The following is a 15,673-nucleotide window of genomic DNA, read 5'->3' on the forward strand; positions in this document are numbered from 1 at the left end:
ATGTCCTATGCATTGTCCATTTTGTTCTACGGAAGAAACCAAGGTTATTGACAGCCGTTTGGTTTCGGATGGTTATCAGGTTCGCCGTCGCCGTGAGTGCGGTAATTGCCATGAGCGTTTTACAACCTTTGAAACAGCAGAGTTAGTGATACCGAAAATTATTAAAACCGATGGCTCTCGTGAGCCTTTTAATGAAGATAAGCTTCGTAGCGGCATCTTGCATGCATTGGAAAAACGTCCGGTGAGTTCTGATGACGTGGAAAAAGCCATTAATCACATCATTATTCAGCTGCGTGCCACGGGGGAGCGTGAAGTACCAAGTCAATTGGTAGGCAAACTCGCCATGAATGCGCTAAAAGGGTTGGATAAAGTCGCTTATATTCGTTTCGCCTCAGTCTATTTGAGCTTTGATAACATCAACCAATTTACTAAAGAAATCGAAAGTCTGAAGGATTAAATATGTCTGAGTTTTCCGAGCAGGATCACCGATTTATGCAACGTGCGTTAGATTTAGCGGCGAAAGGTGTATATACCACTTCACCGAATCCTAGCGTGGGCTGTGTGTTGGTAAAAGAGGGGAAGATTGTAGGTGAGGGTTTTCACTTCAAAGCAGGGCAACCGCACGCAGAACGTGTTGCTTTGACACAAGCAGGGGATAAAGCAAAAGGAGCGACAGCTTACGTAACCCTAGAGCCTTGTTCGCATTATGGACGTACTCCGCCTTGTGCATTGGGTTTAATTGAAGCCGGTGTGGTGAAAGTAGTTGCCGCAATGCAAGATCCGAATCCGCAAGTTGCAGGTAAAGGATTAAAAATGCTCGCGGAGGCAGGCATTGAAAGTGCGGTCAATTTATTGAACGATTTTGCCGAAAATCTTAATAAGGGTTTTTTGAAACGAATGCGTCAAGATGTGCCTTTCGTTCAACTGAAATTAGCTATGAGCCTTGATGGCAGAACGGCGATGGCAAGTGGTGAAAGTAAATGGATTACGGGGGCGGCTTCTCGTTCCGATGTTCAAAAAATGCGGGCAAAATCATCCGCACTTTTATCAACATCGTCAACCGTATTAGCGGATGACCCGAGTTTAAACGTGCGTTGGAACGATTTTCCCGATGATCTTAAAAAAGATTATGCTAAAGAAACCGTGCGACAACCCATTCGAGTGATTTTGGATTCCAAACATCGCATTCAACCTACTCACAAATTATTTGAAACGAACTCTCCTGTTTGGTTGGTTTCAAGCGAAGCACGGGATCTTTCGAATTTTCCCGATTTTTGCGAACAAATACTTCTGCCTAAAGAAAATTTATTATCCGAATTGATGATTGAATTGGGGAAACGGCAAATCAATACCCTTTGGGTAGAAGCAGGTGCAAATTTAGCCGGTAGTTTGATTGAGCAAAAATTAGCGGATGAACTTATAATTTATATTGCACCGAAATTATTGGGTGATCAGGCTCGTGGGCTATGCCGACTTCCTCATTTATTACAGTTGGCGGATGCACCTTTGTGGCAATTAGAGGAATTTCAACAAATCGGCGATGATATAAAATTAACTTACAAGCCGAAAGGATCTTAAATGTTTAAAAAACTTTTTCATGCCGCCCTTTGGGGGTTAGCCGCCGCTGGTGTTATTCTTTTTGCAGTACCTCGGTTAAATACGAATAGCATCACGACTTCAGATGATATTATGTCTTTCAAAAATGCGGTGCGGATTGCTTCTCCTGCGGTGGTGAATGTATATAACCGTTCTTTTTCATCAGCTAGCATTAATGATAATGACAGGTTACAAGTGAATAACTTAGGTTCCGGCGTTATTATGAGCCAAGACGGTTATATTCTCACCAATAAACACGTTATCCAAAATGCCGATCAAATCGTAGTGGCATTACAAAACGGAAATATTTATGAAGCGAATCTGGTTGGGGCGGATAATTTAACGGATCTTGCCGTCTTGAAGATTCATGCGAATAATCTTTCCACGATTCCGCAAAATCCAAAACGTCAAGTGCATGTAGGAGATATAGCCCTTGCTATCGGTAATCCTTACAACTTAGGGCAAAGTGTTTCGCAAGGGATTATCAGTGCAGTCGGGCGCAGTGCAGTAGGGGATTCGCTGGGCAGACAAAATTTCATACAAACGGATGCTTCAATTAATCGTGGTAATTCAGGTGGCGCATTAATTAACTCTGCCGGAGAATTGGTGGGAATCAGTACATTGAGTATTGGTAAAACTTCAAACGAAATTGCCGAAGGTTTGAATTTTGCGATTCCAATGGATATTGCAAATGATGTGTTGCATAAAATTATTCGTGATGGTCGTGTCATTCGTGGCTATTTTGGCGTACAAAGTGATATTAGCTCCGGTCGGGAAGGTATCGTGATTACCGCAGTAAGCCCTAATAGCCCGGCAGAAAAGGCGGGTATTCAAGTGGGCGATGTGATTTTGAAATTAAATAATCAGGAGGGGATTTCCGCCCCTGAAATTATGCAAATCATTTCAAATACCAAACCAAATACACAGGTTATGGTTACTATTGCCCGTTTGGGGAGAATATTTGATTTACCGGTGATGGTTGAGGAATTGCCGTCTAATTAGAGGTTGTATGGAAATTAAAACCAGCCATTTTTTTGCTTGTTTGGATCGCCTGCGTTTGATCCAACGTTGGTCGTTAATGCGTAATATCGAAAAGGAAAATCTTGCCGAACATAGTTTACAGGTGGCATTCGTGGCACAAGCCTTGGCTGTTATCAAAAATAAATTTTTTGCCGGTAAAACCAATCCCGAACGTATTGCCGTGATTGCGATGTATCACGATACTTCCGAAATTTTTACCGGTGATTTACCTACCCCGATCAAATATTTCAACCCTGAAATCACACAAGCTTATAAACATATTGAAAGTGCTGCGGAATTGCATCTTATCAGCCTTTTACCTGCCGAATTACAAGGGGAATTCACACCTTATCTTGACAGTGAAACCTTTTCGGAAGAAGAAAAACATATCGTAAAACAAGCGGACTTAATTTGCGCTTACATTAAAGCCCAATTTGAATTGGAACACGGCAACCAAGAATTTAAAGCCGCCAAAAACCGTTTAGAAACCCTTATGCAGCAATGGCATAGCCAAGAAATGGATTACTTTCTTCAAGTGTTCCTGCCTAGTTTCGGGCGGTCTTTAGATGAGATTGCTTTGTAGAGTTGTAGATATAAGAAAAGGTTTTATTCTCTAAATACCAATATGTAAATTCTTATAAAGCTCATTTTTACGACTTGATTTAAGTTTTTTCCAGCTTCTGATTTTGGGCTTTCTCGTTAATTTTCGAATAATGTCCGCTACTTGATGAAATTGATAAAGTTAAACGGAAATGTTGTGGAAGCCTGCTAAAAATCTGCGATGGTCAACTAATGCTTGAATCTTATAATCTTTTTATTGATGGAATCTTTTCAATATATTATTAGATCGTTATTACTGAACAACTAAATTTTCCAGAGTGTTGTTTATAAGTTTTCTTTCCATCGGAATATTGTTGATAAATTAATTCAGGATTTATTTGAATTTTAAGGGAAATAATTTGAAACAGGATGCATTTTGATAGCGTGGAACATTATTTCTAATACTGTATTTTGGAATATGTCTTTTGGAAAAAAATGGACAAGTCTTTTATTCATTTCCAAAAAAATAGCTTAAAGCCTTACAATATAAGCATTTAAGCTATTTTTTTATCAACTATTTTATCTACCATGTCTATTTTGAACACTAAACGATAGTTAATTTTTCTGTTGTACCAAACTTTACAATAATTGATATTTTCCTAAACCAAAAGTTGCATTTTTACCAACATGTAACCATTGCCCCATATATATTAGCTGTTGCCAATCTTCTGGTACATTATTTAATGCCCAATTTCCAACCAAACCGCCTAATTTCATTTTTTGATTTTGACGAGAAGAATACCTTGTCCAGTCCTGCCAATATAACTGTTTATGATCTTCAATCTCTGTAATACCTTGCTTTAGCTGTTCAAAATTGAGTGAGATCGGCTTATCATGAAATTCGCTTAATAACATAATTCTCTTCGCTAAGCCAAGCAACAAGCGGTTAATTTTAATCTTTTTTTCACCTATTGGCTGACCATTTTCTTGTAGGCGTAAGGGCGTTTCAAAATGTAAGCATAAAGAACTTGATAGATTGCCGGGTAACTCAATTTGAGCATTATGCTCAATAATATGATCATTGACTAAAATGGATTGATCATTATGACGTAAGTCTACAAGTAATGCTTTTCCTTTTCCAACCTGATATTCAAACGCACGTTTGAAGGCAAAAGTGATCAGGGGCAACTGATTGAGTAATCTACCAAACAACACCACATCAAAGGCTAATTTTTCACTCTGTTGATATACACGCTCTCCCCATTTAGGCGGTTCAATAATATACCCATTAGGGACTTGACTAAATTTCTGCACTTGATGTTCAAGCGGTGCGGGTGTTTCAAAAATAGCCGTGTAGGGACAACTACGATAGAGTGGGCAAGTTTTACAGTTTTCTAACTTAGTCATACAACAAATTTTGCGTAATGATCTGCCAAATACACCACGTAAGGTCGAACCTGCATATTCGGGTAAAAAAATAGGCTCGCTCACCTGAAAAATAAAGCGATAACGAGCCACTGATAATGTTTTAAAATCCATTTTTATCCAATCAATCTATTTCGTAATTTATTATACTCTTTATCCGCATTTTTCTTTTTCATTTCCACGCGTGTTTTTACAAACTCTAACGTTAATTGCTGATAAGTAAATTGTTTGTCGGATTCGTTCCAAGATTCTATTGCTGTTCCAATTAGTTTTTTGACTTCGACAAAAAGTGAGGAATGAGTATCAAATTGTTTTTCTCTTCCTGATTCAAATTTAGCCACTAAATCCATAACCGATTTTTGATTTTCATTAAGAGATTCTAATAATGCCAGCTTATCTAACTCAGCTTGTAATTCTGCCTCTTTTTTCGCTTTGTATTCCATTTCTTCTTGAATACGCTTATTTTTCTCTCTTTGCTGATTTTCAAAATGAGCTTGCTTATCAAATAGAGACTTAGGTTGTTTTTCACACCATTGTTTCAACATTACATTTTCCTCAGTCGGATCAACTTCAAGTAATGCCCACCCAAAAGGAAGCAATCTACTTTTTGCATTTTCTGTTGAAGAAGCCAGCCAAAGCGTTGTAGCTTGATCACGATAATCATCTTTTCCGTCTTTACCACCTTTCATAATTTTTATTTGAGCCACATTATCGCCACGATAGCTTTTGCTTTCAGCACCGCTTTTACCTAATCTGACTAAAATGCCTGAACTTTTCTCAACAAGTAATTTTAGTGATTGAGCTTGTTCTCTTTCCATCAACTGACGATCTACTAATAATGCCATTTCTTTATCGAAAAGTGAGCGACTAAATTTATTAAGTATATTTAGATAATCAAAAATATTCTGTAAAGTGGCAAATTTATCTTTTCTTACTATGGCTAATTCAGATTCAAAAGCTCGATATTGTCCTCCAACAATACATTCTCTGCGTAATGCCACACCACGAGCTTCTTTTCTTTGACTACTAACTTTTTTCTTGTGATTTGTTGAATAACAAATTTGAGTGTAAGCAGTTGAATTTGCTTTAAAATCAGCAAATTTTACTGTGCGTAATAGACTATCAGCAAAAAGACCAATATCTTTTTCAATAAGTTTTTGCTTATCTCTTTTATCAATTCTAGGATTACCTCGCTTTTGGTGAGCATCATCTAAAAGTGCGGTAGCTAACGCACCTTTAAAACTACTTGCAGGAATATAGGGTAAATTTTCATAAGGCGAATAACAATGACGTTCAATCGCAAATTGATTAAATACTTTCAGCCCATTCCCTTCAATCGTTGCTGGTTTACCAATTTTCGTTTCCCAATCCTGAGCTACTCCTGAAGCAACATTCGCAAAATAATGAGCGAAATTAACCGCTTGTATTTTATTACGTTGGAAGAATTTCTGAATTTCACCTAAATCTGATTTTTGTGCAAGACCTAATAACTGACTACGTTGAGAATCATCTAACCATAATTTACTCGGTTCAAAATGATACAAAACCCCTTCATCAATTACATAGTTGGTAGGCTCAAAATCTTCCCCACAGCCGATATGAATTGGTGTGAGTGGGGTAAGATAAACACGGTGATGTTGAAGAAACTTATCCATTTTATTCTCCTAAACGCGCAAAATTGATTGTCAGTGGAAATACGACCGTATAGCCTTGATGTACCGCATTAGGTTGGCTAGGTGAAACATTCGCCAAACCATTACCGATAAATTGTTTTGCTTCAAATTGTTTCGGTGTAAATATCGCGCCTATTTTGCTTAAAATAATCGGCTTTTTAAAGGGAGTTGAACTTAATGCTTTAAATGAGCCATGTCGCCCAAATCTTGTGGTGAGCTGATAAAAACAGCGTTCTTTATCTAAATTATTTTGCTGTGGAGCAGCATTGCCAAGAGCTAAGTAGACATTATGATTTGGCTCAAAACTCAATGAAATCGCTTCACTTTTTTCTAAGCTAAAACGTCCTAACCCAATACTCGCATCTCGCCCAAATCCCAATTTCCCGATATTACTTAACACCTCTTTTAATTCTTCATAGGAGAAACGGTTTTCATCGATTACACAATAAATATCTAGCAAGGTTTCAGGCTGATACCAAATTTGTGGCATTGTGTAGGGAGCAAATACCCTTTCATCGGTCGTATGAGTTTGGCGATTTAAGGTATTATGTGGCTGCTCGTGAGTTTCTCTTTTAAAGGTGTTTTGCTCAGAAACCAAAATATCTTTCTCTGCTTTTGCAAATTGTTGCCATTTTTCAACTGTTTGAGTCTTCACGTTTTCCAATGTGATCCACTGTTTTTTCTTTAGTTTTTTGCGATCTTGCTCTTTTCCCTTTTGCCAAAAGCAAGACGGGAGTGTTGGCAAAGGCAAATAGCCACTTGGCATTGCATCAGAAAGTACTAGAAAAGGTTTCTGCTCCGTATAGCCTTTCAATAATTGCGTTAATTTTTCTTCGCCAAATTGATGCCGAATTTCCCAACAAAGTTGCCCAAATAACGTATCACCAACTAATGGCGTACCAAACGCACTTTCAATTTTAATTGTTAAACGATAGGTTTTCATCGTTTCCCCTTACTTGAATGGTTCAATCTCTTTCAATTCTCTTTTTACATCGCCCACCATAAGCTCAACAAACTCGACCTTACCGTAACCACGAGATCCCGAACCACCTAAACTATCAAGTTCCAGTAAACGTAATCCTTTTAACAACAGTTCTACCAGCTCTTGGCTGTCATTCTCAAATTGACGCATAGTCAATTTAAAATCAAATTTTGCTCCCGCTGGCACACGCTCTGTTTGGCGAGGGTTACCTGCAGTTGCAGTAATACGATCAATGGTATTTTCAGATTTTGCTTCTGTGAGTGAAAAATTATCATCACGCAAATTTTTCTCCCATTCCGCATTTAAAGGACAATCCCAAAAGGCAAGGCGAGAAATACCGATTTTTTCTAGCCCTTCTTCATCATTTTTCGTATCCGCACTCACACCAAATAATTTAAGGATATTTTCGACCGCACTTTTATCTTTTGCTTCCTTGATATCTTTAATACTTAAGGGATCTTTTTTCACTTCCCCAGAACGCCATTCTAGCAGTGTCCGAATTTTTCCTTTAAGGCTTGAACCAGGAATATAAGGTGATTGGGTAATCGGATGTTTAATAACGGCATTATCAATACCGCCAATATGCATTTCCGTATCACCCGCCCCGATATGTAATCCTGTTTTTAAAACTAAGCTAGCCTTAATTTCGATAATATTTTGTAGTTTCATTTTTAATACTCCTTACTTTTTGATTCTTCTAATTTGCAATAACCAATAACGGCTTCCATAAATAATTTTGCTTCATTTAATGTTTCTGCCGATTGAATGTTGTTAATACAAGTATTAAATACTTCACTAAAATGTTTATTAATATGTTTCCGTCCTTCAGCATAAGCTACTTTAGCTTTAAGCATTTTAATAAAAGGTTCAAGTTGCTTATATTCATTTTCTCTTTCTTTTCGCTTTAATTGCACTTTGTCATTCCATAAGCAAAGTTCATCATAAAACTTACGAAGTTGTGTACTTTTATTTACCTCTTTATTTAATCTACCTGTTTTAATATCTGTTTTTATATAGATTGCTGCTTGTTCGGCAATATCAGAAAAAATAGTGGGTGATTTTTCTGTTCCAAATTTAATTTGACGAATATCCATCATATTCTCCATTAGCGTTTTTGATAGAAATAATTAAACAACGGAATTGCAAAATTTGCTTGATACTTTTCAATTCCTTGACCAAAAGCTGTTGAGATTTCCTTAAGAGCGAAATCTCTTTGCTCTTTTTTCAATTTATCCACAACATAGCGAGCGGTTTTATAATAAAAACGGCTACGCCACATTGTTGCTTCAATATTTTTCGTATCGCTTGCTTGCTGGCTAAAATAAATTAACGCATAAAGATAAGCGGTCGAAATTGAATAATCCTTTGCAAGTCGCTCAATTTCATCACCTAATTTCTCTACTAACGGTTGCCATTGATTCCAACTAATCGTTTTTTGATAAAGCGTAACCGCATTTTTGCCTTGATGGTCTTTTGCTTTTTCTAAAGCTTTTTCTGCCATTTCGCCTAGCTGTGGCACAGGTGATCCCACTTTCGTCATCCCCATTCCTGCCGAAAAATGAATATCAGGATTAAATGCCACATATTCTGCAAATTTTTGTTGCATTGCATAGGCTAATGCTTGTGTTTTCTTCCAAGAACCGATTAAGAAAAAGTCATCACCACCTGCAAAAACCGTATACATATCCGGATTGTATTTTTGACAATAAGCAGGTAACCATAAACTAAAAAATTGGTTCATTTGGCGTGAAAGACTCGCCATTTTGGCAAAACTGGATTTTTCTAACCCTTTTTGAAAAATTAAGCCAAGATTGTCCACATCCCCTTTTAAAGTCATTAAGGCTCGTTGCCCGATAAATTTCTCTTTATTATCCGTTAAATGACGATCTTCACAAGCAATAAAATCAAAGGTTTTAATCTTACCAATTTCAACACTTTCTTCTGTATTTTTATATTTATCTAAATAGGCTTGATCAGCATCTGCTTGACTAAACAAAGGCACATAGGCATTGATATAACGCCGTGCGTAACCTTGCCAAATAGGTTTATCTATTTCAGGTAATTCAAAATCCCAAAAGCGGTAAATTTTATCAACTAATTGACCAAATTTCCCTGTATCTTCTTGAGTATTGGTAAACACTACGGAATAGCCAAAAATATTCATTGCTAAACGATGTGTTTGGCGATCTCGGTAAATTTCACTATCAGGATCACAAATAATTAAGCGGTCATTTTTTGCTAATAATTTACCAATTTCTATTTGGTCTTTTGATATTATAGAAAGCCCTGAATTTTCTACCTTTTCATCATATTCCGAACAAGCAGGAAACTGACTATTTAAACGGCAAACACCATAAGGATAACTGACTTCTTGTACACTTTGTGTTTGTTCAATTAAATCTAACCGCTGTAATTTAATTTTTTCTAATTGACGAAATAAATTGGTTTGCAATTGGCTAAATTGATTTTCCATAAAATCATTCGCACAGGCTTCTGTCGTTGCAATACCTACGCCAATTAAACCAAAAGTATTTTCAATTGCCCACTGATTTAATTCTTGTTGCACCTTAGCAATCGCTGATTTTATTGTTGGCGTATTCGGAGCAACAATTAAAAATTTACCTGCTGCATTCATTATCTGGCTTATACTTGGTAACTCACAAGCTTGCAATAATTTAAGTGCCGCTAATTCCGTAAACAATGACACTTGGAACGAACGCCCTCTTAATAATTTTGCGGCATTCTTATTCGTTGCACTACCGCCCGAGAAAATAAAATCTTGAATACCGAAAAAATCGCCTTGAATCAGTAAAAAACTTTTTTCACCCCAGCTTTTTTGGTGATTTGTAAAATAGTCTGCCTGAACCTTGTCTTTATTCTCTTCTGTCCAACGCCAAAGTGCGGTCGCTAATGCTGCTGTTGTTTTACTGTGATCATAAAGAGAAACTTCTGCTTTGACTCCAAATGCAGTAGCCGATGGAACACAGGCGGTAAAACATTGGTAGGCAGTATCAAAATGGTCAAGCCATAAATCCCAATTTTGTTGATGTGATTTCGGAATCGTTTTCAAACCTTCTAAAAATGCGTTCCATAATTGGCTATATTCCTGTTGAGCTTTTTCATTATTATTTGGCTCAATTTCTACTTTCTTTTTCGGAAAAATACTCTCTGTACTTAATGACGAAAGTGGATAGGCATAATCATATTTCTCCGCTTTCTTTTGATTAAGCTGAATATTTTCAAACAGGCTCAACAAACGACTTTGATAAAAGTTTTTATCCTCCGCCCGATTATATTCTTCAAATTTTTCTCGTTCAAAACCTGAAGCAATGCGATCCGCTGTTGCAATAATCCATTGTAATAATGTATCGGGTTTGTGATGAGAGGCTGCTGCGTTGATCAGCGAATCCGTGATATCCGTACTTTCCTGCTGACGGGCAATAAACGGATAAGTATGTTGACTAATAAAATTAGGGGCATAAGGCTCAATCTGGTCAAGTGCAATGCCAGTATAAGCTGCGTGAACGTGAGAATGGTATTTCTTTTCCTGATTATAAGGGCAATAAAGGGTTTTATGGGCATCTAGAGTTTCCATTGGGACGGGTAACTTCGCTCGCTGAGCAAGTTTGCCAATATCGTGTATTAGTGCTGCAAATGCCATTCGGCAGGAAGAAGATAAGAGATGACTCATAATTTTTCCTTAATTAGTTCAAATAATGTCTGAAGTATAAAAGATTTTTCAATAACGTTGAAGAAATACAAGTTTGTATTTTTATTGTAGAAAATGATTTATTTGTCCCTTTAGAACAGGGCAATGTCTTTCGACCCAACACGCAAAAGCATTGTTAAGTTTTACGGAGTCTCAATCCCTTTAGAACAGGGCAATGTCTTTCGACAATGCAGTGCGAGAAACCCAATTACTCAGCAATATCTCAATCCCTTTAGAACAGGGCAATGTCTTTCGACTACAGAGGCAATCAATAAACATAGAACTCGCTGGAATCTCAATCCCTTTAGAACAGGGCAATGTCTTTCGACTTTTTACAAATCGCAATTATAGATTTTAACAATGATCTCAATCCCTTTAGAACAGGGCAATGTCTTTCGACAGATTTATCAAATTAATCCGAGGAAAACTCTTAATCTCAATCCCTTTAGAACAGGGCAATGTCTTTCGACAGATTTATCAAATTAATCCGAGGAAAACTCTTAATCTCAATCCCTTTAGAACAGGGCAATGTCTTTCGACAGTGGTTGAACAACACAAAGAGAAAGAACGTAGAAATCTCAATCCCTTTAGAACAGGGCAATGTCTTTCGACTTTAATCAATCAGAATATAACAAAGAAACTATATCTCAATCCCTTTAGAACAGGGCAATGTCTTTCGACTTTAATCAATCAGAATATAACAAAGAAACTATATCTCAATCCCTTTAGAACAGGGCAATGTCTTTCGACTTTAATCAATCAGAATATAACAAAGAAACTATATCTCAATCCCTTTAGAACAGGGCAATGTCTTTCGACGTTCAAAGTGTCTTTAGCTAAATCATTCCATTCTATCTCAATCCCTTTAGAACAGGGCAATGTCTTTCGACAGCATTTGGTACTATCACATTAACAGCAGATACTAATCTCAATCCCTTTAGAACAGGGCAATGTCTTTCGACGCAGTAAGTGGTCTAACAAGCTGGGGTACTAAATCTCAATCCCTTTAGAACAGGGCAATGTCTTTCGACGCATTGAATTAGATAAGGAGATTGAGCTATACCATCTCAATCCCTTTAGAACAGGGCAATGTCTTTCGACTTTGAAGGAATGAAATTCCTTAACAAATTGACATCTCAATCCCTTTAGAACAGGGCAATGTCTTTCGACTAAATTATTCATCAACCAATAAAGAGGAAAATCTTATATCTCAATCCCTTTAGAACAGGGCAATGTCTTTCGACGGAAGAATACCTCTTAGAGCTTGACAAAAGAAGTAATCTCAATCCCTTTAGAACAGGGCAATGTCTTTCGACTACAAAATTGAGTTGTAAACTAAAACTTTACAAATCTCAATCCCTTTAGAACAGGGCAATGTCTTTCGACAAATCCAAGCTAAAAACTTAATGTCTGTTAAGGAAATCTCAATCCCTTTAGAACAGGGCAATGTCTTTCGACTTCGACTACTAGCGGTATCGCTAGTACTATTGACATCTCAATCCCTTTAGAACAGGGCAATGTCTTTCGACGAACAAGAAAAGTTCTTCGAACAAGAAACGAATGAATCTCAATCCCTTTAGAACAGGGCAATGTCTTTCGACTTTGGTGTTATCACTTCATCAGCGGATGCTGTTAGCATCTCAATCCCTTTAGAACAGGGCAATGTCTTTCGACCAAGTAAAATGCAAGGATTAGCCGAAAAGGAAAAATCTCAATCCCTTTAGAACAGGGCAATGTCTTTCGACCGCGGTAGTGATAAAAATGCTTTAATATCAAGCGCTTGTAAGGTGGCTTTCCAACTTTTTAGAGAAGTTAAAGAGTTAAGGTTTAATTTGTACATTTTTAAATCAATTTAATTATTTCCGCCATAAAAAGACATTGTGTATTGTACTCAAATTTAACCGCTTGTAAAAGCCAATATCTCACAAGCGATTACATCTATACTCTTTTTGGCAAATCAATAAATCCCCATTGGCATTCCTGTCAGAAAAATCCCCTCGGGCAAAAAAGATTTTCCTAGTCGCCATTGTTTGCCGTTTGGTGGGAGCTGATATAGGCGGAAGTCATCTTCTTTTTTATTGATAAGATTCAGGATTTCTTCAACACAGCTTTCTAGCATTTTTTCACTGCCTTCAAATAAAAAGACACTGTATTGAATAGGTGTCGCATAATGTAACATTACTTTATACACTTTTGCGAGTCGTTTAGGATTGGCAATATCATAACCGATGAGATACATTCTTCCTCCTAAAAATGAAATTCAAGATTATCAAAAAGTGTATGTAGGTTAAAAAAATAGCGTTCTACAGCTGTTCCCCACGGATTCTTTGCCCCTATGTTAGTCATTATATCTCGCCGTTGTGGTGTGATCATTGCACTTTGTTTTAAAATAAAGCCAAGATCTTGACAATTTTGTGTCAATATTTTTCGCCAAATTTCGACTTGCTTCTCATATGCCATATAGAAATTCACTCGTCCGGTTTTACCCAGTAAACAAGCATCATTTGTGGTAGAAAAATGCTCTTCTCGTAAAATACGCTCACGAAAACAACCTAACAACCAGTTATCTACTAAGGGGCGGAGGGGTTCAATCAGATCACAGGCTAAGGATTCTCGGCCAAAATCTAAACTATGATAAAAACCGATATAGGGATCAAGTCCAGCTCCATAGCTGGCAAGCACGGCTTCGCTATGTAGTAAGGTGTAAGTAAGCGAAAGTACCGCATTAAAAGGGTCTTTAGGTGGACGGCGATTTCGCCCTTGAAAACGCAAACTATCAGGAAGATAAAGGCTAAGGGCAGTAAAATAAGCCGAAGCGGCTCGTCCTTCAATTCCTCTTAAGCAGGCTAAATGGGTTTGGTGATGAATTTTACCTATTAATTTGTCAATTTCTTCCGCTTTTGGTGCAAGCAATATTTTCTTGCCTAATCGTCTGTTTGTCGCTTGCCAAAGCCAATTTTTTTGTGTGACTAATTTAAATAGGATAAGACGTTTTGCAAAGGTGAGACAAAATTGTTCATCTTGTGAAAGCTGATATTGAGCAACTCTTCTAGTTGCATCGTTGTGAGGCTGATTCATAAAAAGAGTTGGGGTATTTTTTCGACCGGATAAACAGATAACCCCGATGCCTCGTTCCCCTAGCTTTGCCAATAATGAGGCTTGCAAAGTAACATCGCCTTTAATATAAATTCGCTCAACAGGTGCAAGTGGAATCGTGCCTGTGCGTTCATCATTTTCATAACAAACTAGTGCTTCTCCATTGAGTTTAAGAGTTGAGCCTTTACGGTCAATATATAAACTAGACATATTTGCCTCCATTAAACAAACAAAAAAGGTTGGGTTGATTTGGTATAAGCCTTGCCATAAAACTGGCGTTCGTTATTTTCAAAGAGCTGAAAAAAGTAAATGCGATCATCACTAGGTTCAATACAAGCGGTCAGATTTTGCTTTAATGTTGCTAATTCGTGTTGCGTTACCCAACATTCATATAAGGATTTCTGCCCGCCGATAGCATAAGATTCGATGATTTTATGCACTTTTTGTAGCCGTTTGCTATCACAAATATCATAGGCGATGAGGTAATGAAAACGATTGGGCATATTTTTCTCCTGCTATTTAGCTATTCGATTAGAGCAACATTTTTGGCAAGGTCGAAAACCAGGAATTTCCATAAATTCTTCGCTTACATCTAACCCATTTTCTTTTAATGAAAAAAGGTAATAGTTAAGCAAACTATAAAATAGTGTATTAGATAAATAGTTAATGTAGAATGAGTTCCATTTATTAAAATTTTAAGATAAATAAATGAAATATATTAAATATACAAATTTGTAAAATTAAAAAGATATAGTTTTTTTATCAATTATTAAAACAACGACAACGACGAAAACCACTTAGATGTAATATTTTTTCTGTAATATCAATCCCTTGACTAAAAGCATATTGAAAATGAAAATGCAAAATCCACATTTGAAGTTGATATTTCAATGCTTGGATTTTTTCCATTTTGAGTTGATCCTCTTCGCATAAATCATCACTATGTAATAATGCTGAAAAACAACGAACTCGCTCTTTTGAGCTATCTTGAACATAAAGTCTAAAAAGCCGGCTGACCCGTTTAATTTCAGCAAGTTGTTCTTCTGATGCAAGATTAAAAAATGCTTCATAAATACCTGTATTTTCATAACGTTTTGGTAAACGAGCAATTTCTTGAATAGATTCCTCTAGCTTAAAAGTATCTTTAAGCTCTTGGCAAAACGCAATAATTACACTTATTTCCGTACCCGCTTGATAACGCTCTTTATTGGCTAAAATCATTTCTCCATAGGCTTTTACATCCTCATCTTTTAATGATGCAGGACGTAAAATATTTTCAAAATCGCTATTTAAAGCTTCACATTCTGAATGAGCGTGGTAAGCAGGCATTCCTAGTTTGAATACCCACTTATTTTGTTCTTGTTTATTCTGAATAAAATACATTCTGCGATTTAAATTACTTAAATCACGATAAAGTAAATCACTAATAACAAGTAGTTTAGCTTCATTTTCAGAAAAATACGCTAGATCTAATGGGATATCTTTTAATTGATAGCCTCGATAGTATTCCTTTTTAAAATAGGAAGGAATATTAATATCTAATGTTTTTATTAAATTTCTATAATTATAATTGGTAATATAAAGCATTATTTTTCCCTCTTATTAAAATTGCATATAGAGTACTAAATAAAG

Annotated in this window: 14 protein-coding genes and 1 CRISPR repeat array; of the genes, 4 read left to right on the forward strand and 10 right to left on the reverse strand. The window is 36.7% G+C overall.

The annotated features are described in order from the left end of the window. The first annotated feature begins 7 nt into the window (after positions 1–7). From nrdR to yfbR, 4 genes are read left to right on the forward strand one after another with little or no spacing between them, the layout of a single operon-like run. Positions 8–457, forward strand: coding sequence for a transcriptional regulator NrdR (nrdR, locus tag HEMROJRC1_RS09730; RefSeq protein ID WP_226692719.1), 450 nt, complete (start codon positions 8–10; stop codon positions 455–457). A 2-nt stretch (positions 458–459) separates the two neighbouring features. Next, the gene (gene ribD / locus HEMROJRC1_RS09735) at positions 460–1,578 is read left to right on the forward strand and encodes a bifunctional diaminohydroxyphosphoribosylaminopyrimidine deaminase/5-amino-6-(5-phosphoribosylamino)uracil reductase RibD (protein WP_226692720.1); all 1,119 of its coding nucleotides are present in this window, start codon (positions 460–462) and stop codon (positions 1,576–1,578) included. Then, on the forward strand, positions 1,579–2,598 hold the full coding sequence (gene degS / locus HEMROJRC1_RS09740; RefSeq protein WP_226692721.1) for an outer membrane-stress sensor serine endopeptidase DegS: 1,020 nt from the start codon (positions 1,579–1,581) through the stop codon (positions 2,596–2,598). It abuts the gene before it with no gap. Positions 2,599–2,605: 7 nt separating this feature from the next. After that, positions 2,606–3,199, forward strand: a complete 594-nt coding sequence (gene yfbR / locus HEMROJRC1_RS09745) for a 5'-deoxynucleotidase (RefSeq protein ID WP_226692722.1) — start codon at positions 2,606–2,608, stop codon at positions 3,197–3,199. Positions 3,200–3,795: 596 nt separating this feature from the next. Here the strand turns inward: yfbR and cas6 are convergent. The 10 genes from cas6 to HEMROJRC1_RS09795 form a co-directional block, all read right to left on the reverse strand. Next, entirely contained in the window at positions 3,796–4,695 is a 900-nt protein-coding gene (gene cas6 / locus HEMROJRC1_RS09750) for a CRISPR system precrRNA processing endoribonuclease RAMP protein Cas6 (protein WP_226692723.1), read from the reverse strand. A 2-nt stretch (positions 4,696–4,697) separates the two neighbouring features. After that, positions 4,698–6,236, reverse strand: coding sequence for an RAMP superfamily CRISPR-associated protein (locus tag HEMROJRC1_RS09755; protein ID WP_226692724.1), 1,539 nt, complete (start codon positions 6,234–6,236; stop codon positions 4,698–4,700). Position 6,237: 1 nt separating this feature from the next. Then, positions 6,238–7,197 carry an RAMP superfamily CRISPR-associated protein gene (locus HEMROJRC1_RS09760; protein ID WP_226692725.1) on the reverse strand — a complete coding sequence of 320 codons (960 nt, stop codon included), beginning with the start codon at positions 7,195–7,197 and terminating at the stop codon, positions 6,238–6,240. A 9-nt stretch (positions 7,198–7,206) separates the two neighbouring features. After that, positions 7,207–7,905 carry a type III-A CRISPR-associated RAMP protein Csm3 gene (gene csm3, locus HEMROJRC1_RS09765; protein WP_226692726.1) on the reverse strand — a complete coding sequence of 233 codons (699 nt, stop codon included), beginning with the start codon at positions 7,903–7,905 and terminating at the stop codon, positions 7,207–7,209. Between the two features lie 2 nt (positions 7,906–7,907). Then, positions 7,908–8,330, reverse strand: coding sequence for a type III-A CRISPR-associated protein Csm2 (csm2, locus tag HEMROJRC1_RS09770; protein ID WP_226692727.1), 423 nt, complete (start codon positions 8,328–8,330; stop codon positions 7,908–7,910). A gap of 11 nt (positions 8,331–8,341) precedes the next feature. Next, complete coding sequence (cas10, locus tag HEMROJRC1_RS09775) at positions 8,342–10,927, reverse strand: type III-A CRISPR-associated protein Cas10/Csm1 (RefSeq protein ID WP_226692728.1); 2,586 nt, start codon at positions 10,925–10,927, stop codon at positions 8,342–8,344. Positions 10,928–11,025: 98 nt separating this feature from the next. Further along, positions 11,026–12,690: direct repeats of the CRISPR family, unit length 37 nt; unit sequence ATCTCAATCCCTTTAGAACAGGGCAATGTCTTTCGAC. Positions 12,691–12,902: 212 nt separating this feature from the next. Beyond that, a complete protein-coding gene (gene cas2, locus HEMROJRC1_RS09780) occupies positions 12,903–13,184 on the reverse strand; it encodes a CRISPR-associated endonuclease Cas2 (RefSeq protein ID WP_226692729.1) in 282 nt (93 codons plus the stop codon). Positions 13,185–13,192: 8 nt separating this feature from the next. Further along, the gene (gene cas1, locus HEMROJRC1_RS09785; protein ID WP_226692730.1) at positions 13,193–14,251 is read right to left on the reverse strand and encodes a CRISPR-associated endonuclease Cas1; all 1,059 of its coding nucleotides are present in this window, start codon (positions 14,249–14,251) and stop codon (positions 13,193–13,195) included. An 11-nt stretch (positions 14,252–14,262) separates the two neighbouring features. Then, the gene (gene cas2, locus HEMROJRC1_RS09790) at positions 14,263–14,544 is read right to left on the reverse strand and encodes a CRISPR-associated endonuclease Cas2 (protein ID WP_226692731.1); all 282 of its coding nucleotides are present in this window, start codon (positions 14,542–14,544) and stop codon (positions 14,263–14,265) included. Positions 14,545–14,803: 259 nt separating this feature from the next. Beyond that, a complete protein-coding gene (locus HEMROJRC1_RS09795) occupies positions 14,804–15,628 on the reverse strand; it encodes a hypothetical protein (RefSeq protein WP_226692732.1) in 825 nt (274 codons plus the stop codon). Positions 15,629–15,673 lie beyond the last annotated feature (45 nt).

Origin of the sequence: Rodentibacter sp. JRC1, from assembly GCF_020521555.1 — a bacterium.
Lineage (GTDB): Bacteria > Pseudomonadota > Gammaproteobacteria > Enterobacterales > Pasteurellaceae > Rodentibacter > Rodentibacter abscessus.